The 21683-nt window shown below is 46.8% G+C and carries 15 protein-coding genes; 10 read left to right on the forward strand and 5 right to left on the reverse strand.

Features of this window, described 5'->3' with window-relative positions; translation table 11 throughout:
- Nucleotides 1-21: 21 nt before the first annotated feature.
- Nucleotides 22-2037 carry a DUF885 domain-containing protein gene (locus tag CTT30_RS03975; protein WP_252036094.1) on the reverse strand — a complete coding sequence of 672 codons (2016 nt, stop codon included), beginning with the start codon at nucleotides 2035-2037 and terminating at the stop codon, nucleotides 22-24.
- A gap of 423 nt (nucleotides 2038-2460) precedes the next feature.
- Nucleotides 2461-3084 (reverse strand): trimeric intracellular cation channel family protein, encoded by a 624-nt coding sequence (locus tag CTT30_RS03980; protein WP_252036095.1) that lies wholly within the window; start codon nucleotides 3082-3084, stop codon nucleotides 2461-2463.
- Between the two features lie 220 nt (nucleotides 3085-3304).
- On the opposite strand from CTT30_RS03980, the gene CTT30_RS03985 reads away from it, so the two are divergent.
- Nucleotides 3305-3835, forward strand: coding sequence for an elongation factor P hydroxylase (locus CTT30_RS03985; protein ID WP_252036096.1), 531 nt, complete (start codon nucleotides 3305-3307; stop codon nucleotides 3833-3835).
- Between the two features lie 31 nt (nucleotides 3836-3866).
- On the opposite strand, the gene CTT30_RS03990 is transcribed toward CTT30_RS03985, so the two are convergent.
- Nucleotides 3867-4343, reverse strand: a complete 477-nt coding sequence (locus CTT30_RS03990) for a hypothetical protein (protein WP_252036097.1) — start codon at nucleotides 4341-4343, stop codon at nucleotides 3867-3869.
- Between the two features lie 13 nt (nucleotides 4344-4356).
- Nucleotides 4357-6495, reverse strand: coding sequence for an LruC domain-containing protein (locus CTT30_RS03995; protein ID WP_252036098.1), 2139 nt, complete (start codon nucleotides 6493-6495; stop codon nucleotides 4357-4359).
- Nucleotides 6496-6652: 157 nt separating this feature from the next.
- Here CTT30_RS03995 and CTT30_RS04000 point away from each other — a divergent pair, with 157 nt between their 5' ends.
- Complete coding sequence (locus tag CTT30_RS04000) at nucleotides 6653-6916, forward strand: YfcL family protein (protein WP_239837637.1); 264 nt, start codon at nucleotides 6653-6655, stop codon at nucleotides 6914-6916.
- A gap of 62 nt (nucleotides 6917-6978) precedes the next feature.
- Here the strand turns inward: CTT30_RS04000 and mnmC are convergent, their stop codons facing one another.
- The gene (gene mnmC / locus CTT30_RS04005; RefSeq protein WP_252036599.1) at nucleotides 6979-8997 is read right to left on the reverse strand and encodes a bifunctional tRNA (5-methylaminomethyl-2-thiouridine)(34)-methyltransferase MnmC2/FAD-dependent 5-carboxymethylaminomethyl-2-thiouridine(34) oxidoreductase MnmC1; all 2019 of its coding nucleotides are present in this window, start codon (nucleotides 8995-8997) and stop codon (nucleotides 6979-6981) included.
- Nucleotides 8998-9125: 128 nt separating this feature from the next.
- Between mnmC and fabB the strand changes: the two genes are divergently transcribed.
- The 8 genes from fabB to CTT30_RS04045 all read left to right on the forward strand — a co-directional run bounded on the left by fabB (nucleotide 9126) and on the right by CTT30_RS04045 (nucleotide 21668).
- On the forward strand, nucleotides 9126-10337 hold the full coding sequence (fabB, locus tag CTT30_RS04010; RefSeq protein ID WP_239867609.1) for a beta-ketoacyl-ACP synthase I: 1212 nt from the start codon (nucleotides 9126-9128) through the stop codon (nucleotides 10335-10337).
- A gap of 231 nt (nucleotides 10338-10568) precedes the next feature.
- On the forward strand, nucleotides 10569-11702 hold the full coding sequence (locus CTT30_RS04015; RefSeq protein ID WP_252036099.1) for a 4-phosphoerythronate dehydrogenase: 1134 nt from the start codon (nucleotides 10569-10571) through the stop codon (nucleotides 11700-11702).
- The gene (locus tag CTT30_RS04020; protein WP_252036100.1) at nucleotides 11699-12712 is read left to right on the forward strand and encodes an aspartate-semialdehyde dehydrogenase; all 1014 of its coding nucleotides are present in this window, start codon (nucleotides 11699-11701) and stop codon (nucleotides 12710-12712) included. The genes CTT30_RS04015 and CTT30_RS04020 overlap by 4 nt, the downstream gene beginning before the upstream one ends.
- A gap of 201 nt (nucleotides 12713-12913) precedes the next feature.
- Nucleotides 12914-17812, forward strand: a complete 4899-nt coding sequence (locus CTT30_RS04025) for a FimV/HubP family polar landmark protein (RefSeq protein WP_252036101.1) — start codon at nucleotides 12914-12916, stop codon at nucleotides 17810-17812.
- A gap of 91 nt (nucleotides 17813-17903) precedes the next feature.
- Nucleotides 17904-18698, forward strand: a complete 795-nt coding sequence (gene truA, locus CTT30_RS04030; RefSeq protein WP_239836892.1) for a tRNA pseudouridine(38-40) synthase TruA — start codon at nucleotides 17904-17906, stop codon at nucleotides 18696-18698.
- A 177-nt stretch (nucleotides 18699-18875) separates the two neighbouring features.
- The gene (gene accD, locus CTT30_RS04035; protein ID WP_252036102.1) at nucleotides 18876-19802 is read left to right on the forward strand and encodes an acetyl-CoA carboxylase, carboxyltransferase subunit beta; all 927 of its coding nucleotides are present in this window, start codon (nucleotides 18876-18878) and stop codon (nucleotides 19800-19802) included.
- A gap of 45 nt (nucleotides 19803-19847) precedes the next feature.
- Complete coding sequence (folC, locus tag CTT30_RS04040; RefSeq protein ID WP_252036103.1) at nucleotides 19848-21113, forward strand: bifunctional tetrahydrofolate synthase/dihydrofolate synthase; 1266 nt, start codon at nucleotides 19848-19850, stop codon at nucleotides 21111-21113.
- On the forward strand, nucleotides 21114-21668 hold the full coding sequence (locus CTT30_RS04045; protein WP_239836889.1) for an SPOR domain-containing protein: 555 nt from the start codon (nucleotides 21114-21116) through the stop codon (nucleotides 21666-21668).
- Nucleotides 21669-21683 lie beyond the last annotated feature (15 nt).

Genomic DNA, 21683 nt, shown 5'->3' on the forward strand with positions numbered 1-21683 from the left:
CACAAGGAAGCCGTTTTTTATTTAGGCTTGTTGTTTTGCGGAAATCCAGTTGTTGATGTTGCTTTTCATCACTTCCATCGGTTGCTGCCCGTAGCGTAGTAGTTGGTCGTGGAATTCAGCGTATTCAAACTTATCTCCTAGCTCTTGTTGAGCCTTTTCAAGCAATTCTCGGATAACCAGATAACCGGACTTATAAGAAACCGCCTGACCGACATAGGCGGCGTAGCGGAAGCTTTCTGACTCTATATCACCTTCGCCGAGCGCGGAATTGGCGTGCATATAATCGCGTGCTTGCTGAATACTCCAGCCGTTAGCGTGAATGCCAGTATCGACCGCCAATCGCATATTCCTCAACTGTGCTTCGTTTAGACTGCCAAAGTACTGTAGGGCGTTACACTCTTGCTCATCCGTATAGATTCCGCCTTGGAACTGGTTATAGTCAGTGTTGGGAGTGCACATTCCTTTGCCGTTAACAAACGTCGGCTGATTCTGCTCGTTAAGCTCTCCATAAATGCCCATTTCGATACCAAGCCACTCGGTATAGAGCGCCCAACCTTCACCATAGGCGGTGTACCAGATATCCTGCATATAATCGGGCAGATTAGCAGGTGGGTATTCCTGCGCGTATGCGTTTTGGAAGTGATGACCAGGCGCCGCTTCATGTAACAGCAAGGTGGAGACATTCCATTTTTGCAGGCTGTAATCTGGGTTGGTGTTGAGAGTGAACACATTGTCGTCGTAGGAGGCCACACCATCATACATCTCGCTTTCAGCAGGGGTTGGCTCTATGGTGTAGTCGGTTTTGATAGGTTTAAAATAGCTGGCAACGACATCGTTGGCATTGTTTTTAAACACATAGTAGTCCGTCAGCGCGTTTTCACAGGCGGAAGGGGAGGACGCGCTACTGCAGACCGCTGCGTATTGCTTGGTCGTTGTTTGCTGACCATCTCGACCATAAAAGAACTGCTCGCTATTAAGGTATTTAAAAAACTCGCCGAGGTTGATCTGACCTGAGTCTGTGGCGAGTTCAAATGTTCGAGTTGAAACGTCACCTGTTGCTGGGTCTCGATACGCCGCTTCCACGATAGAACCGCGCTTGGCAACCACCACTTTTGCCACACGAATCATCTCAGCTTTAGCTTCTGCGACCAGTTGTTCACCCATATTATGTAACTCGGCGGCTGACTTTCCGGTAGTACTGTTTCGGTCTAGGTGCCACTGATACCAGCTCTGCCCATTGGGTAAATCACCCCAGCCAATATTTTTGTCGGTGAGTTGGCCTTCACCGTGAGCGCTTTTAACGTACTGATTGTGCAGATACGCTAATAGCTCTTGGGTTGCCCGCTGTGCTTTCTCAACTTCCTGCGTGTATTGATTGATAAAAGTTGGCGTATACCCTGACTGAGTTTTTAAGTCGTTTAATCCTACCTTGAGCATGGAAAAATTATTATAGCTTATCGTGTCCACGCTGTTTTGATATAGGCGCTCAGCAAGAATGGCGGGTAGTTGAATACCCTGCTGCGTAGCTTGCTGGTATTGGCTGTGTAAGCCCCTGACCCAAGAGGTGTACTCTTTGAGTATGGTTAGTTGATCTTGGTACGTTTGTTCACTGTCGGAATCGGTATCAATAGCAGCACCTGCTTCTTCGGCGTTCCACTGGATGTTGTTGTAAAAGTGGGTGATAGGTACATCGAAGTTGCCAAAACGCGCGTTAGCGAAGCTTGCGCCGCGAATCGCAATGGTGCGGTCAAAGCGGAAAGTATCGTAATAGACTTTTTCTTCATCGGTTAAAGCGCTTCTTTCTATTTCAAGCAGTTTGTTGAGATAGATACGATCCAAAGACTGACGAGCGGCAGCCATTTGATCATTGATGATACCAAAGTGAGTGTTATCTAGGGATTGCGATTCATGTTGGTAGCTGTCGAGTAGTGCCGCCAGCTGGGTGGAAGCATCACTTGTTTTTGGCGCGGAGCTACAACCAGCCAAAATGATAGCTAGCGTTATAGCCGATAGGGTAATACGGTGTTGGTTTCTCATCTTCAGACCTTTCAGCTGTTTTGGTTAACAGCAAGGAAAAATTGGGAGAGCTTAATCAAAGTGAAGCCGAACTCTTCCTTGTGGGTGACCAGAGTAAAATAAGTCGGCAATGGTATTTGTGCAAAAGGTCACAGGACAAATTAACGGATAATTAACCCGCTGCGCACGCTTGATTGAAAGTTGCATCAATATGTTAGCGATTGGTGAGCAAGTACGTCGCTCTTAAGGGGGGTATTAACCCAATGAAAAGATTTGCATAATACTTGAATGCACTTTCATCGCACAAGCGCGCTTCGATGGTAGGTTTGAGTGGTAAATCCAAGCTGGGTCACAAATTATCCCTAGCGGTAAATTTCGCGCGAATATTATTCATAGCTAAGTGGCCGTTAGAGAGTAAAACGCCCCGAGGGCGGGGCGTTTGAATTAGTGAAGAGAACCTTCAGTTTCTAGGTGGAATGAAGGCAGACGCCATTTAAAGCGAACCGCAGCCATGCGCAGCATGTAGCCAAAAACTAGTGTTGAGATGGTCGCGGTGACATCATTAAGACCAAACTCAAGTAAGGCTAAGTAAAGGCCGGAAGCTACTAGGGCGACAGAAGCGTATAACTCTTCGTGTAACACAAGCGGTGTTTGGCGACAGATTAAATCACGTAATAGTCCACCAAAAACGCCTGTGACCAGTGCCGCCACCATGCAGATCATTGCGTGATGACCCATGCTTAGTGCAACTTTGGTACCGATGATGCTAAAAACAATCAAGCCCAGCGCATCAAGTCGAATGAACAACCCTTTAAACTTGATGATCCATTTGGCTAATCCAGTCGTTAGTACGCCAGCAATACAGGTGATCGCGAGAAATTGTGGATTCTCCACCCAGCCTAACGGGTAGTGACCGAGGAGGATATCGCGCACTGTTCCACCACCAATCGCAGTCGCACTTGCGACGAGCATAACCCCAAACCAGTCCATTTTTCTGCGACCGGCACTAAGTGCACCAGTCATGGCCTCAGCCGTGATGCCAATGATATATAAAATGCTTAATAACATGGTTTGTCCTACATGACGTATGGCTTGAGAAATCAGCCTCTCTGTAACCAATGTAAGGCAGTTTAGTGGGAAATGTGATCTGTGACGAATGAGATTTTATGAATGTGAAAGGGTTTTTCACATAATTATTTCTAATGTCATTAACTGGTATAGAGATTTGCAATTGGGATCAAAAATGCGAGAATGCCGAGCGCTGTTATTTAAACCACGACTTTATCTCATGAGCCACCACTATCAGGACTTGATCGACATTTTTAACGCCACTTTTCTTGACGAGTACAATACACGTTTGGAGCTAGGAGGGGATGAGCCTATTTACCTTCCTGCAGGCGATAATCAGCCTAACCACCGGATTATTTTTGCTCGTGGTTTCTATGCGTCAGCACTTCACGAAATCGCGCATTGGTGTGTCGCAGGGCCAGAGCGTCGCTTATTAGAGGATTTCGGTTATTGGTACGAACCGGATGGACGCACTGAAGCGGTTCAGGCTGAGTTTGAGAAAGTAGAAATTCGACCTCAAGCGTATGAATGGATTCTTTCTCTTAGCGCAGGTTTCCCGTTTACGGTGAGTTGTGACAATTTAAATGGTGAGTTTGAACCCGATCGATTAGCCTTTATGCATAAGGTCCATAAGGAAGTTGGTAGGATATTTGAGCAAGGTTTGCCACTGCGCGTTCGCATGTTGTCAGAGGCATTGCGGTCTTTTTACCAGCAACCTGAGCTTGATTATTCTATGTTTAAAGTAGAATAAAGCCAGCCGCAATATGCGGCTGGATTTATATTCACTGAATTAGCCAAGTCGTTTCGGCTTGATTGTTGTGATTGAGCGTATACACCAATGGTGCAGTGTTGGGTTCCATGACAGAAACTATCGCGATTAGCGATTCGCAATGATTCGGTACCCGTAGCTGGTAATTGCCTGCTCCGGCTTGTAATGCCGCTTTTAAGAGGCATTTGTCGTAGTCAACCACGTCGATGCTCCCCCCTGTGTTATCGCAGACAGAGATGTAAACCTGAGAAGCGGAAAGGTGCGGCAAACTGACATCGATATCGACCTGATAAATTGAAGTGAGGTCGTTGTCGTAATCGATACGCACATTTGCCAAACTGTTGGAATCTTCATCGGTTGATACTGCTGTGGCTGAAGAACCTGTTGATGAACCTGAAGAGCCTCCTTCACCACCTCCGCCACCACCACAGCCGGAGAGTGAAACCAGTATCATCATTGTACATAAGTGTATAAGTTTGATATTCCACATGATTATTTCTCCTTTAGTCGATATAAATCTTGCCGTCTACAGATGCTTCGTACCAGGTAGGTTCAGTCTGGCCAGTGGCGTCTTGGGCATAATCATCAAATTTGGTGTAGGCCTCTAAAATATTGACTTGTTCATAGGGATGTTGCCAAGTAGTAGGGATCTCTATACCCCAAGGTAGACCTTTGTCATCGTGATAGTGAGTATTGCCACTTGACGCATCGACACCATAAGACTTGTAACGTAAGTCAAACTTACTGGTAGGGGACTGGTTTTTAAGATGAATCTCTAAGCTTCTTCCTGGGAATCCACCTGTTAGTTGATAACCAATATCCCCGTAATAGTGGCCGGGAGCTGCAAAGATGAAGGGGTCGTACGGGAATGGTGGCATGGTTGAGGTATCGACTGCATTTTCTAACGAAAAGGTCAGCCTCCAGCCAGGGCGATAAGCGGTACCGCAATTTTCTTGAGTGCGAAATAGAGTGCACGCTTCGGCTTCACCCGGTTCTGTCATCTCCCACAAGTCTTCGTGGATAATGAAGACAGCGTCAATGGTGTCGGTTTCAAGTACAGTTGCGGTTTGCAGCTCGTTATTCACGTAAAGTTGAACAGAGTCAGATTTGATGTCCTCTTTCACTACACCTGGCAATCGAATAGCAAAGCCTGAATGGTAGTCACCGCCAAGTGCGGCTACTTTACCCTCGATTTTCATACGAATGACTTGGTCGTTGAGCTGATACTCAGTGTATTTAACATTCATTAATACATCGTTCATGTCATAGTCGCCGCTTTTCGGATACTGATCTTCATAGGCGAAAGATGTGTAGCCACCGCCGCTGGGGTATAGTTCGGTCACGACACCGCTTTCTGTAATGTCGACCAAATAGTCTTCTACTTCACCAGCAGGAACACCGCCGCTTGGACCTATGCCTGATGTGTTGGAAATTCTGAATCGAGCCCAAGTCTCCCCGGTGACAGCCCAAGTTGGAACAGTGAAGAAAATGTCGCCAGTGCTATCGCTCATCGATTGGTCGCTGATGATGATTTCGTTAGACTCAAACTCACCATCTCGGTCGAAATCAATCCAAGCATTGAGCACTGAACTGTCAGATGTGCCTGCAGCCGTTGCGATGATTTTGCTGGTTTGTCCCACCTGAATTGGAACGGGGAACTGGATACCGTCATCATCGTCCGAACCATCTGAAGTATCATCACTGAGCGGATACGGGCTACCGTCGGTCTCTCCATCAATGACAGAACCTAGCTTGAGTTCCGACAAGCCATGACGGGCACCAGAGGATGCAAATGTGGTTTTGTAACTATCTGGGGCGTCTCCGAAATCGGTGTATTCACTGGGTTCGACCGGTGCCAGAGCACAGCGAGCACCATCATTGGAGTTGCTTGAAGGGCCATAAGCAAAAAATTCTGCGCTGGAGCTGTTTCCATTGATAGTTACTTTGAAGACATACCCATTACTGTTGTTGCTGGTGTAAAAGTTGCCATCGACATCGAAATAGACCGCACCAAAAGTTAAGCGATACCCGAGAGCATTTTTATCTAGCAGTTGGTTTAGTCGGTTCGCTGTGCCCGCGTAGACATCAATCTCCCACAGGTAACCATTTGAATCGATGGAATAAGCCAGGCTATTGTCAGGATGAAAGGCCAAATCGTATATTGCAGGATTGCCGAATTGGCTAGGCGGTGATGAAAGCTCCATCACCAGTGTATCAAGGTCAATGCGGTAGAGCCCGTAGTTGGGTCTGTAGCCATACCAGGCATTTTCATCAAGAGAGACATCACCAACGTAGATAGACGTGGGTGCGCCAGATGGCTTGCTGATATTAAGCAAGGTTTTTGTAAAGGTGGAATCAATACGGGAGAGCGATGCGGTACCGTAATCCCAACCGTAGATGAAGTCATCATGCTTGCTGTAGCCGACACCATTTAGCTTCGCGGTATCTAAATTGGAATCCAGTGTGACATAGCTACCTACGTCGATGCTGACGCCATAAACGACGGGCGTACCTGAGGGATTCTGAATTAAAAATGCTTGAGTTGGACACGAAGTGAATGGTGTCTCAGCAAAGGCGAGTGATGCTTGAAATAAAACACCCGCCACGACTGACTTTTTCAAAGCCTTGTGTTGTGTTTTCATGAGTTCTTCCTCGCTGAACGTTGTGAATAGTTGAGGAAGTGCACAGCGCGTGCCATGCTGTCAGGCCTTGATATAACTAGGGTTTGCGTTAATTTTCTCAATGTGAGAAGCTCTGCACTCTTTTTGAGAATCAAACTGACCCAGGCAATAGAGCATTATGATTATTGAATTTGAAGAGAAGCTGCTAGAAATGATTGATGCGCGTATTGAAACCGCATCTGATGATGAGTTATTTGCTGGTGGTTACTTACGTGGACATATTTCTCTATCTGCTGCTTCGTGTGAAGAAGAAGGCGTCAATGATATAGAAGAGCTGAAAGTACGTATTCAGAGTAGTTTGGATGAGGCACGTGCAGAGCTGAGTCCTGCCGACCGCACCATCGTTAACGATCTATGGTTAGAGTTAGTCAACCAAGCTTAACCTCACAGATAGCATACTACTTAAGGGCTTGATCGAGTTTTTCGAGCAAGCCCTTATGCATTTTATAATACCGTGATGGCTTTGCCTTTTCTCAATTTTCTCACCCACATGCGGCTTGGATGGAGTTCCTCCAGCACATCCACTGGCAGCGGTAAAGGGTCACCACATATTTGTGACGCTAAGGTCTCAGCCAAGAGTGGTGCTGAACTTAAACCACGAGAGCCTAACCCAAGCATACAAAATAGGTTAGGGAAGTGCGGTGCTTTTTCTGCGTCTTCTACTTGGGTGGTTTGCAGGTTACGGTAAACCTGTTTCGTTGTTTCGAGATCGCCCACGCTGCCAACAAATGGCAGATGATCGCGACTCACACAGCGAATCCCTTGACGCGATTGATTACCCGAGGTGTCGACTTCAAGAGGCCAATTTTGATTTGGCACGCACTGACGCAGTTTGTCACCATTGCTCTGTTGTGCGTGCGGATCAAACTCTTGGTCCAAATTATCTCTATCGTAACTGGCTCCGATACAGTGATGCCTATTGTTAGGGTTTACGGGGGTCATATAGCCATCGTAACAAAGGACGGTCTTAAGCTGGCTCAGTTTACTCGTGGTTGGAATGTGGCTGACTTGACCTTTAACCTGTCCCAAAGGGATGTCTTGGGTCGGTGGCAAATCGGTAAACTGATGACCATTCGCGACCACAACGGTGTCATGGCTGAATTGAGTTTGGCCACTATTTAACGTCCAGTTTTTCTGCTCTTCATTCCAGCGCATATCATCAATCTTAGTATCGAAACATACTCTGAAAAGCGGGCTTTCTGATAAGTGGTCGATGAGTCCTTGAGTCAGCTGAGCGGGGCATAACCATCCACCAAGTGGATAATGGACGCTCTCCATATCGATAGGGAGACCTATGGTTTGGCTTGTTTGCTCGGTATCAAGGTGGTGGATCAATGCTTTATCAAAGTCGCCGCCCAGCATACGCTTAAGTTTGGCTTGTGATTTCTCATCCCACATGAGTTGAGTCACGCCGCACCAGTCATGGTCGAATTTGATCTGCTCTGCTGCTTGCTCGACAAATTGTCTGGCAAAAAGGAAAGCCGGAGCAAATACGCGAGACACGCCTGTATGGGAGCCATTAAGTAGAGGGTAAACAGCACCTTGACGATTACCAGATGCACCTTGTGCGGCTTCTGAGTCTTGACAGTATAGTGTGACCTGTTTTCCTCGGCGGATGAGTGTTTTTGCTAATGTTGCGCTGGCAATGCCACCGCCAATAATCGCGATGGACTGAGCTTGTTCTGCATTTTTACGGGCAAACCAAGGTTTATGGTTTGTGTGTGTTTGGCGATTGGCCATATGACCTGCGATCATGTCCCGTTTGGTGCCAAAGCCTTTGACTTTCTTCATATCGAAACCGGCTTCGATTAGGCCGCGGCGAACGAAACCGGCTGCCGTAAACGTCGCACAGGTACAGTCCTGTTTGGCAAGTCTCGCCATGCTATTGAACAGTTCTTGGTTCCACATATCGGGATTTTTGCTAGGAGCGAAGCCATCCAAAAACCAAGCATCGATAAGGCCTCGTTCATCAACGGGTACCTTTGGCATGCAATCTTTAATGTCGCCAAACCACAAATCGATAGTAATAGCCCCGTCTTCCAGAATAATTCTATGACATTCAGGAACGGCTATTGGATAGTGTTGTTGTAATTTGCTTGCGTATTCAGCAAGTTCTGGCCATGCTTGGTGCGCTTTAATCAGGTCATCTTTACTCAGTGGATACTTTTCAAAACTCACAAAATGCAGTTCTCTGAGTGGCGCATCTGGGTTTTGACGCCTAAATTCTTCAAACCATTGCCAAACAGCAAGGAAGTTCAGACCTGTGCCAAAGCCGGTTTCTCCAATGACGAAGCGGCGCTGGTCATAATCCTGCCATCTTTGTGGCAGATGATTTTGATGGAGGAAGACGTAGCGGGTTTCTTCAAGTCCGTTTACGTTAGAAAAGTAAACATCGTCGAACTGGTCTGATACAGGTGTTCCAACATCGTTCCAGCCCAGCTGAGCATTGGTAATTGAGGTCATAATGTCTGAATTATTGTGATGAAGACGATAAAGTTGTGGCGATTGTACGGTTTTCTGGGAAAGCTGACCACTTTTCACGGGTAACTTAGTTATCATCTAGCAGATTTTTGAATTATAGGAATGTCATAATGAAACGAGTCGTAATCACCGGTATGGGTATTGTTTCAAGTATCGGTAACAACGTCGAAGAAGTTTTAGTGTCTCTTAAAGCAGGTAAATCTGGCATTACTGCCTCTGAGCAGTTTAAAGAACAAGGTCTACGTTCACAGGTTTGGGGTGATCTTAAAATCAATCCATCAGAGCATATTGACCGTAAACAGATGCGCTTTATGGGTGATGCGGCTGCGTATGCATACCTATCAATGCAGCAGGCAATCGAAGATGCTGGCCTGACTGAAGAACAGGTTTCTAATGACCGAACAGGTATCGTAGCGGGTTCTGGGGGTGCTTCGGCACTGAACCAAGCATTAGCGGTAGATACTATGCGTGCGAAAGGCGTGAAACGTGTGGGCCCTTATATGGTTCCTCGTACCATGTCTTCTACGGTTTCTGCATGTCTTGCGACGCCATTTAAAATTCGTGGCGTTAACTACTCAATGAGTTCAGCGTGTGCAACTTCTGCACACTGTGTTGGCCACGCAATGGAGCTTATCCAGCTTGGCAAGCAAGACATCGTGTTCGCTGGTGGTGGTGAAGAGCTGGATTGGTCTCAAACTATGATGTTTGACGCTATGGGCGCACTATCTACTAAGTACAACGAAACGCCAGATAAAGCTTCTCGTACATACGACGCAGACCGTGACGGTTTCGTTATTTCTGGTGGTGGCGGCATGCTGGTGATTGAAGAGCTTGAACACGCTCTGGCTCGTGGCGCGAAAATCTACGGTGAGATCGTTGGCTATGGCGCAACATCTGATGGTTATGACATGGTTGCGCCATCAGGTGAAGGCGCAGTGCGCTGTATGAAGATGGCGATGCAAGGCGTAGAGACAATCGACTACGTGAACACACACGGAACATCAACACCAGTGGGTGACGTAAAAGAGTTAGGTGCTATTCAAGAATTGTTTGGTGACAACAGCCCAGCAATTTCTGCGACAAAAGCGATGACAGGTCATGCTCTTGGCGCGGCTGGTGTTCACGAAGCGATCTACTCAACACTGATGCTAAACAACGACTTTATCGCGCCGAGTGTGAATGTTGAAAACCTTGACGAAGCGGCTCAGGGTTTAGATATCGTAACAGAAACGCGCGATGCGAAACTGACGACAGTCATGTCAAACAGCTTTGGTTTTGGTGGTACAAACGCAACATTGGTTATCAAGAAATACCAAGGCTAACGAAAGCGCTGGGGTTTCCCCAGCATACCAATTTCCAGAGCTTGGCTACCTTTTGAAAAAAGGGTAGTCGAACAGACGCAGACTCTGACCCATGGAGAGCGGGTCGGGATCCTTTTGTTCTGGAACTTTGCCCGGCTAATGCCGGGCATTTTTCTTTCTATCGCTAGTGCTCGACAGCGACTGCGCTTTTCTGCACAATCTCTGCTATTCCCAAATCAGATCTCTTAAGCCATGAAAATCCTAATTGATGAAAATATGCCTTATGCTGAGCAGCTTTTTAGCCAGCTGGGCGAGGTTGTTTTAAAATCTGGGCGCACGTTGACCGCCGAAGACTTAATTGATGTAGATGCGCTGATGATTCGTTCAGTGACAAAAGTGAATGCTGATCTTATCGCCAAAGCGAACAAGCTTAAGTTTGTCGGAACGGCCACGGCAGGTATGGATCATGTTGATCAAGCGTTACTCAAAGAGAAGGGCATCTTTTTCACTGCGGCACCCGGATGCAACAAAGTCGGTGTAGCAGAATATGCGTTTAGCGTCATGATGGTACTTGCTCAGCAACAAGGTTTTTCAGTATTTGATAAAACCGTTGGAATCATTGGCGCAGGTCAGGTGGGGAGCTACCTTCAGCAGTGCTTGGAAGGCATTGGTATTAAGGTGCTCATCAATGATCCACCTAAGCAAGCGGCGGGAGATGAGCGTAATTTCACCCCGTTAGATGCGTTGCTTGAGCAAGCGGATATCATTACGACTCATACTCCAATCACCCGTGATGGTGATTTTCCGACCCATCATCTAATCAATGAAACCGTGTTGAATAGGTTACGTGGCGACCAAATTTTGATTAATGCCGCCCGCGGGCCAGTTGTTGATAATACTGCGTTGAAAGCTCGCCTGAGAAAACAAGATGGCTTTATTGCTGCATTGGATGTGTTCGAATTCGAGCCAGAGGTTGATATGGAGCTTCTGCCTCTGCTAGCATTCGCAACCCCTCATGTCGCCGGTTATGGTTTAGAGGGGAAAGCTCGTGGAACCACGATGATTTTTAATAGTTTCTGCGAGTTTCTGAATAACGATTTACGTGCACATGCCAGTGAGCTTCTGCCTACAGCACCAGTTCCGGAGTTAGTATTGGACAGAGCTTGGGATGAAGCTACGCTGCACAACTTGACGCAACTTGTCTATGATGTGCGTAAAGACGATGCATTGTTCCGTCGTGAAATCAGTCAGCCTGGTGCGTTTGATTTGATGCGTAAACACTACTGGGATCGCCGTGAATACAGTGCAGTCACGCTGAGAGGAAGTGCAGAGGCTAACCTGCAACCACTAGCGAAATTAGGTTTTCAAATTGAGGTAAGTCAATGAGCCAGCAATATAACGTTGCCATTTTAGGTGCGACCGGCGCAGTCGGTGAAACAATTCTCGAAGTACTTCAGGAGCGTAAGTTTCCTGTTGGTGACCTTTTTCTACTAGCGAGTGAACGCAGTGAAGGCAAGACTTACCGTTTTAACGGCAAAAGCATCAAAGTCGAAAACGTAGAGAACTTTGATTGGTCTCAGGTACACATTGGCCTGTTTTCCGCAGGGGGAGAATTATCGGCTAAGTGGGCGCCAATCGCTGCCGATGAAGGGGTAATTGTCATCGATAATACCTCTAACTTCCGTTATGAGTATGACATTCCTTTGGTTGTGCCTGAGGTTAACCCTGAAGCGATTGCCGAGTTCCGTAACCGCAACATCATTGCTAATCCGAATTGTTCGACGATTCAAATGTTGGTAGCACTTAAGCCGATTCATGATGCCGTGGGTATTGATCGTATTAATGTCTCGACTTACCAATCCGTTTCTGGCGCTGGTAAATCTGGTATCGATGAGTTGGCAGGCCAAACTGCTAAGCTGCTTAATGGCATGCCGGCTGAAAATGAGCAGTTCTCACAGCAAATTGCTTTCAACTGTCTGCCGCAAATTGACCAGTTTATGGAAAATGGCTATACCAAAGAAGAGATGAAAATGGTGTGGGAAACGCAGAAAATATTTAATGACTCGTCAATCATGGTCAACCCGACTTGTGTGCGAGTGCCTGTTTTCTATGGTCATGCGGAAGCACTTCATATCGAAACTCGTGCACCCATTGATGCTCAGGAAGTGGCTAATTTGTTAGAACAGACCGAAGGTGTTGAAGTGTTCCATGGTGAAGATTTCCCGACACAGGTTCGTGATGCGGGTGGTAAAGATCACGTGATGGTTGGTCGTATTCGCAACGATATCAGCCACCATAGTGGTATCAACTTGTGGATTGTAGCAGATAACGTTCGCAAAGGCGCAGCAACCAATGCGGTTCAGATTGCAGAAGTTCTGATTCGCGACTACTACTGAGTGTATTATTATCACCTATAGCAAAGCCTCACCATCGTGTGAGGCTTTTTTAATCAGATTGCGAAATTTAGTGTGAGATTAGTGCGAATATGGCGGCAGCCACACATTTTTTAGCTATACGCCTATAGTTTTAGCGTGTTTATCCGATATATTTAACAGATCATTACATTAAAACTTATTGAGTACATAGCTGAGCCTTCTATGCTTCGAATTTTTAAGCGTCTGCTGCTGCCAGTTGCATTAGTAGCCGTGACTCAAACATCGATTGTTAGTGCAGAAAGTATTCGCCTTAAGGGACCCGATGGCGAAATTCAATCATCGCCGCGGTATTCTGATTTTGTTCCCCAAGATCTGCGTAACAATAACGAACCCTCTCGCTTTTATGGGCCAACCACTTCTCAGGAAACACTTTGGGCTATTGCAAGCCGTTTACGCCCGTCAACCAATGTGAGTGTTCAGCAAACATTACTTGCTGTATACCAGCTCAACCCTCAAGCATTTGACAATCAAAATATCCATGAGCTCATTCCTGGGAGTACGTTGCGTATTCCATCACTAGCTCAAGTACAAAGTGTATCAACCCAAGAAGCGGTTAATGTAATGGCCGCGCATCAGGCTCGGTTAACAAATATTCCTGCCACGCCACAACCTGCTCAACCTAAGCCGCCTGTTAATGAAACGCCCGCGACGACTGACATGGAGAAGCCGGTAGCGGATGATACTAAGCCAGCAGTTGAGGCCACTTCTGATCTCGCGAAAATTGCTAAGCAAGAACAAAAAGCTCAGGTATCGACACTTGAGCGTCAACTCGAAAGCTCAGAAAGCGAGCTAATGGCTCTTGAAGAAAAGAACCATAAATTGCGCTTAATGCTGGCTGATGTTCAGTCTGAAGTCGATGTACTTAAAGATGAATTGGGTGATGAATCTCGAATTCGTAACGAGGTCGAAAAGCTACTAGAAGCTGAGCGTTTACGTTTAGCTGAAGAGCAAAAGATGAAACCGTCACCCTTGGATGAACTGCTGTCCAACACGTGGTTAGTTGCTGCTGCCGCGATTATTCCAGGTCTATTCATAGGCCTACTGATCATGATGCTTCTGGGGCGCCGTAAGAGAGAAGAGACCCCCACACAAGAAGTGAATGAACAGCAAGTCGCGCCCGTTGCCCCTATTGCCCCAGACTCTCTCAATGAAGAAGTGGATGATGATCTTCTACTTGATGATGATTTGTTTGGCGACTCTACTGACGAAGAAGAGTTATTCTCCGATGAGAGCTTAGCTGAGGAAGGCAAAGACGAAGACGATATCTTTGCTGACTTGGAAGACAACGACCTCGATTTCAATCTTGAGGGAGAAGATGGAGAAGACCCATTCGCAGGTATCGGTGACGATGGTGAGTTAGATGAAGCGCTTGCCGATATGGATATGAGCGCTAACGGCATCAGTGTTAACAGTGAAGATAAAGCACTCGGTCTAGAAGAGATGGAGCGCGCTCTAGATGAAGTCGTTATTGAGGAGGATGATTCACCTGAAGGAGAGTTTGATCTATCAGACGATGATGAGGATATTTCTCAAGGTGACTTGGACTCGCTTCTGGCCTCAGATGGTGAATCTGAAGACCTAGAAATGGACGAGTTGGATCAATCTTTGTTAGACGATTTGTTTAATGAGACTGATTCTGACGAGGCTGGTGATGAATTGGACTTCGATTCGCTATTGGATGAAGCCGGTGATGGCTTCGATCTTAGTGATGACGATAGCGGTGCAAATACAGCTGAGTCAAATGAGCCTAATCTTGCCTCAGACAGTGAAATTGATGATCTGTTTGCCCAAGTTGAAGCGCAGGCAGATCTTGAAAAGCTAGAAGCAGAAGCGCTTGATGAAACTGCGTTGTTGGATGAAATGGTGGAAGAGCCTACAACAGCGGTCAGCGAAGATAGCACAGAGCTACTTGATGAATTGATGGACGAGGCTGATGAGCTTGGCACAGATGAAACGCTAGATGACTTTTTAAGTGATGATCTCGACTTAAGTACTGACAATGAAAATGCTTTTGATGAGCTCATTACTGAAGATAACAGTGACTTGGATGATGACTCTACAGAAACACTGGATGAGTTCCTGTCAGATGATCACATTGACGATGTTCCCTCGCTGGAAGAGAGTACAGATCTGCTTGATGAGTTGGTTGAGCCACAATCTGATATAGAGGCGCAGGCCTCCGAAGAGCTTGGAGATGAAGGTACTGACTTATTCGAAGAGTTGCTGGAAATTGAAAAGCAAAGTGAAGCACTTGAAGAAGCTTCAACAGTAGAGGCGAACCAAGATCTTATTACTGAGGAAGAGATAGAACCAGAAGCGCTAGCAAGTGACAGTAAATTTTCTAGTGAAGAATTTATTGACGACATGTTGAGTGTTGCTCCCGAGGGAGACCCATTGCTGGATGAGTTTGATCTTGATGAACCAGTAACAGAAGAAAATAAACTAGAGAGTGTTGAACAAACCCCGGAGACCGACAAAACTCTTGCAGAGCCAGAGCCAGAGCCAGAGCCAGAGCCAGAGCCAGAGCCAGAGCCAGAGCCAGAGCCAGAGCCAGAGCCAGAGCCAGAGCCAGAGCCAGAGCCAGAGCCAGAGCCAGAGCCAGAGCCAGAGCCAGAGCCAGAGCCAGAGCCAGAGCCAGAGCCAGAGCCAGAGCCAGAGCCAGAGCTAGAAGAAGACGATTGGCTAACGTCAGCGATCGATGAAGTTGAAAACCTTCAGTCCGGAGAGTCGTTGGATGTTGCGCCAGAATCTGATGTTGAAGAGAAGCAGGAGCAGCCACCTCAGCGAGAGGAAGCGGATCTTGCAGGTAATCAAGATGAAGAAGATGACTGGTTAACGTCTGCAATTGATGAGGTAGAAAATCCAAATATTGCACCGAGTGATCAAGACGATGTTCCAATCACTTCTTCCTCAGACTTGACAGAAAACGCAAACACGACGACTGAAGAAAATGAAATTGTAGAAGAAGATTTGCTTGCTCAGCAGGAGCAAGTAAATACACCATCTGAAGAGACTCCAGAGACTCCAGAGACTCCAGAGACTCCAGAGACTCCAGAGACTCCAGAGACTCCAGAGACTCCAGAGACTCCAGAGACTCCAGAGACTCCAGAGACTCCAGAGACTCCAGAGACTCCAGAGACTCCAGAGACTCCAGAGACTCCAGAGATCTCTGAACAGCCAGAACCTGAACCTATCTCTTCAATGCCAGAAGCGATTCCAAATGAGTTTGGTATCCCGGAAGATGATGATTGGTTAGTTGGTGATGATGCAGATCTTCTTGAGAACAGCGAAGAAGGTGCACTGGCGGATGTGGCGGAAGAATCCGAGCCTGAAGCGCCAGTGGAAGCCGAAGCGTCGCTAGAGCTGAATGATTTAGACCTTCCTGAGTACAGCGAAGAGGACGCACTGGCGGAAGAGCCTGAGCCTGAAGTGCCAGTGGAAGCCGAAGCGTCGCCAGAGCTGGATGATTTAGACCTTCCTGAGTACAGTGAAGAAGATGCACTAGCGGATGTGGCGGAAGAGCCTGAGCCTGAAGCGCCAGTGGAAGCCGAAGCGTCGCTAGAGCTGGATGATTTAGACCTTCCTGAGTACAGTGAAGAAGATGCACTGGCGGACGTGGCGGAAGAGCCTGAGCCTGAAGCGCCAGTGGAAGCCGAAGCGTCGCTAGAGCTGGATGATTTAGACCTTCCTGAGTACAGCGAAGAGGACGCACTGGCGGATGTGGCGGAAGAGCCTGAGCCTGAAGCGCCAGTGGAAGCCGAAGCGTCGCTAGATCTGGATGACTTAGACCTTCCTGAGTACAGCGAAGAGGACGCACTGGCGGACGTGGCGGAAGAGTCCGAGCCTGAAGCGCCAGTGGAAGCCGAAGAATCGCTAGAGCTGGATGATTTAGACCTTCCTGAGTACAGTGAAGAAGATGCACTGGCGGACGTGGCGGAAGAGCCTGAGCCTGAAGCGCCAGTGGAAGCCGAAGCGTCGCTAGAGCTGGATGATTTAGACCTTCCTGAGTACAGTGAAGAAGATGCACTGGCGGATGTGGCGGAAGAGCCCGAACCTGAAGCGCCAGTGGAATCTGAAGCATCGCTAGAGCTGGATGATTTAGACCTTCCTGAGTACAGCGAAGAAGATGCACTCGCCGATGTTGGTGAAGAATCGGACCTTGAAGGCCAATCCAGTGCTTCGAGTGTATCCGGTGAAACTTTGGACTTGGATGATCTGGATATTCCTACATTTGGGGATGTTGGGGCTCCCGATAGTGCTTCTGAAGGAGAAGGACATGATTCGAAGATCGACGATCAGGACCTTCCAGAATTTGATGAGCAAGATGCGTTGGCTGAAGCGGACGACTCTGGCTCAGAAGAAGTCGATTTTAAACTCGATGATTTGGAACTTCCGTCTTTGGGTGAGATTCCATCTGAGGCTGCACAAGAGTTAGCTAATCACGAGTATAATGAAGATGCTTTCGATGAGCTCCTTGCAGAAGAAGAGCCAAATCAAGCGGCTAACTTCGATTTTGAGTCTCCTGATACTCTGACTTCTGATAGCGCTGGTATGGATATCGAAGCTATGTTGGAGGTAGGAGGAGAAGATTGGAATGGTTTCAGCCTTTCTCCTGAGCAGCAAGCTCAGATCAACGATGATATCCCGGAAGACGAGCAGGGCGTATGGGATGAAAATAACCGCCCAGAACAAGCTCAGATTCTTGATGAAAACTGGGAAGATCAAGAAGAGCTGGGGGACTTCAATCCTCAGGAAGGAGAATTCCGAACCATTGATGAGCTGATGGCTGAGGTAGAGAAAGAAGAGCAGCAAGACTTTCAGGAAGAAGAGCTGAAATTAGATGTTGGGCTGAGTGATTTCCCAGATGTTATTGGTGATACAGGTAATGTTGATGTCGATAACAACTCAGAAGCAGCAGGTAAGCTTGATTTGGCGAAGATCTACATTGAAATGAACGATTCACAAGGGGCAATCAAGCTGCTTGAAGAGGCAATTGTTGATGGTAGTGACGAAATTCGTCGAGAGGCTAAAAACCTGATTGATGCGATTAACGGAAGGTAAACTTTTCCACGAATAAGGGGGCGTTAGCCCCTTTATCTTTTTGAGCAAAAATGTTTATACTTCCCGCCCAATTTTTTAAGAGAGCACCCCGATGAGAATTGCATTAGGTATTGAGTACAATGGCACTCAGTACTTCGGCTGGCAGCGTCAGAAAGAAGTGACAAGTGTTCAGGAAAAGCTGGAACGTGCACTGAGTATCGTAGCAAACCACCCAGTAGAAGTTCAGTGTGCAGGTCGTACAGATGCGGGAGTGCATGGCACCGGGCAAGTTGTTCATTTCGATACCACGGCTAGCCGAAAAACAGTGGCTTGGACAATGGGAGCTAACGCAAATCTACCCAGCGATATTGCAGTTCGATGGGCGAAAGAAGTTCCTGAAGAGTTCCATGCTCGGTTTTCTGCGACTGCTCGTCGTTACCGCTACATCATATTCAATAGTGCTCTGCGACCTGGTATTTTGTCATCTGGAGTGAGTCATTATCATGGTGAGCTTGATGCAGAAAAAATGCACGAAGCGGGCCAGTACTTGTTGGGTGAAAATGACTTTACGTCATTTCGTGCCGTGCATTGTCAGTCAAGAAGTCCATGGCGAAATATGATGCATCTTAATGTGACTCGCCATGGTCAGTATGTTGTCATCGATATCAAAGCCAATGCGTTTGTTCACCACATGGTTCGCAATATTACCGGCAGTTTGATATGTGTTGGGCGTGGCGAGCAGCCGCCTGAATGGTTAAACTGGCTGTTGGAAGTAAAAGATCGCAAACTGGCAGGTGCAACCGCTAAGGCTGAGGGGCTCTACTTGGTAGATGTGGATTACCCTGAAGAGTTTGGATTGCCGAGAGTGCCTATTGGGCCACTATTTTTGCCAGACAATTTGAACTAAACCGTGTTAAATTGTCCAACTAATCAGTTCTTTAGGGCGTGAGACATTAGTGTAAGAAATAGGTACAACCAGTTTTTTGTCTACACTTGGCATTTTATATGCTTTAATCCTCTCGCGTAAATTCAGAATTTTTGTCCTTCGCACCGTGCGGAGGCGATGTAGAGAAAAAGGTCTTCCATGAGTTGGCTTGAAAAGATTTTAGAAAAAAGCAACATTGTTAGTTCACGTAAAGCGTCCATTCCAGAAGGTGTTTGGACTAAGTGTACGTCTTGTGAACAAGTGCTTTATCACGCTGAACTAGAGCGTAACCTAGAAGTGTGTCCAAAATGTGATCATCACATGCGTATGAAGGCTCGTCGTCGCCTTGAAACATTTCTGGACGAAGACAACCGCATAGAATTAGCGGATGAACTTGAGCCACAAGACAAGCTGAAGTTCAAAGATTCGAAAAAATACAAAGATCGTATCTCTGCTGCACAAAAGAGTAGCGGTGAGAAAGATGCGCTTGTTGTAATGAAAGGTGAACTGTTAGGTCTACCTATCGTCGCTTGTGCATTTGAGTTTTCGTTCATGGGTGGTTCGATGGGCTCCGTCGTTGGTGCTCGTTTTGTTCGTGCGGTCGAGGCAGCGATAGAGAACAACTGTGGTTTAGTTTGTTTTTCTGCAAGCGGTGGTGCACGTATGCAAGAGGCGCTTATGTCTCTGATGCAAATGGCGAAGACGAGTGCGGCTTTAGAGCGTCTTTCTCAGAATGGCTTACCGTTTATCTCAGTAATGACAGACCCAACCATGGGTGGTGTGTCGGCAAGTCTCGCGATGCTTGGTGATGTGAATATTGGTGAGCCAAAAGCATTGATCGGTTTTGCTGGTCGCCGTGTTATTGAGCAGACAGTACGTGAAGATCTGCCAGAAGGTTTCCAGCGTAGCGAATTCTTGCTTGAGCATGGTGCGATCGACATGATTGTTGATCGCCGCGAAATGCGCCAGCGTGTGGGGAGCTTGATCGCTAAAATGACCAATCAACCCTCGCCTCTGGTAGTTTCTGTGAACGATTCACAAAATGAAGCTGCTTATTCTGTACCAGAAGCGGACGAAAAAGGGTAAAGTAACATACTAACAAACAACCACAATTACTTGGTTTAGAGTTAGATGAGTCAAACCCAAATTCCTCAAGCCACATCCTCTCTTGCGATGTGGCTTGATTATTTAACCACCATACACACTTCTGCAATCGACCTTGGCTTAGAGCGTGTCCAAACTGTCGCTGAAAAAGCTAACCTAGTTAAGCCTGCCCCAAAAGTTATTACTGTTGCCGGTACCAATGGCAAAGGTTCGACCTGTGCACTGATGGAAGCTATTTTGCTTGATGCTGGATATTCTGTTGGTGTCTATAGCTCGCCACACCTTATTCGTTATAACGAGCGTGTTCGTATTAATGGTCAAGATCTAGAGGATGAAAAGCACACTGAGGCTTTCGCCTTTGTAGAAAATCAGCGCGGTGATATTAGCCTAAGCTTCTTCGAATACGGGACACTTGCAGCATTACGTCTCTTTCAAACTGAAAACGTTGATATTGTCTTACTTGAAGTTGGTTTAGGCGGGAGACTGGACGCAACGAATGTTGTTGAGCACGACGTATCCGTGATTACCAGCTTAGCAGTAGACCATGTTGACTGGCTCGGTGATGACATTAATGTGATTGGCTATGAGAAAGCAGGTATTTACCGAAGTGGTAAGCCTGCAATCTGTGGTCAGCCTAAAGCGCCATCTACTGTGGCAGCGCATGCTGATGATATTGGTGCGGAGTTGTTTCAGGTTGGAATCCAATACAACTACCACATTGAGGATGAGAATACTTGGCGTTGGAGTCATGGCCCCTATGAACTTGACGCACTTCCTATCCCTGGCTTGCCACTGCAGAACGCAGCCACCGCATTGATGGCGCTAGCTTCAGCAAATCTGGATATCTCCGATATCAATATAGTCAAAGGGTTAAGAGAAGCCCAGCTACCTGGAAGAATGCAGATTGTCAGTACAGAGCCAACCATTATTCTTGACGTTGCGCATAACCCTCACTCGGCAGAGTATTTATTCGGTCAAATTCAGGAACAATACTCCGGCAAGAAGGTCCACGCTGTTGTTGCTATGTTGCATGACAAGGATATTAAAGCCACTCTGGAAGTTTTATCGCCTATTGCTAGCCAGTGGTACCCTGCCTCATTACAAGGTCCAAGAGCGGCGAGTGCCGATGAACTTTGTGTATTCTTACCTGAAAATAATCAGCGTTATGATAGCCCTGTTGACGCCTTTAAAGCCGCGATGACAAACGCACAGAGTAAAGATGTCATCTTAGTGTTGGGTTCATTCCATACTGTGGGTGAAGTCCTTGAGTACTGGCAGAGCCAAGGAGAGTAAATGGCGAGTAAATTTCAAAACCGCTTGGTTGGCACCATTATTCTGGTCGCAATCGGCGTCATCGTATTACCGGATGTCCTCGATGGTAAGAAAACACATTACAAAGAAGAGATTGCTAGCATTCCTATTAAACCAGAGCTTGATAGCGATGTAGAAAGCTTTGAAGTTTTAGAACCGATAGATGATTCAGCAAGCCTGCCTGAAACGCCGGTTGAAGTTATTGCACAAGAAGTTGAGGCCCCAGCTTCCGCTGAAAAAGTGAATGACGAACCACTCCCAGTCGCAGTTAAAGAGGTTCCTGAACGCAACGAATATCAGGACAGTGCTTGGATAATTCAGCTGATGGCACTGAAGAATGCTGAAAATGCGAAGAACGTAGTCAAGGATCTTCAAAAGCGTGGTTATCAAGCACACACCAAACTCGAAAATGGCTTCACTCGTGTCATTATTGGCCCTGACATCTCAAAGAGTAAGTTAGAGAGACAAGTTGTGGAACTGGAGAAAATTACTGGTTCAAAAGGTCGATTGCTCAAATTTAAACCATTAAATCCATAAGAAAACGTTTGCGTC

The organism is Vibrio coralliilyticus (assembly GCF_024449095.1).
In the GTDB taxonomy this organism is placed as follows: domain Bacteria; phylum Pseudomonadota; class Gammaproteobacteria; order Enterobacterales; family Vibrionaceae; genus Vibrio; species Vibrio coralliilyticus_A.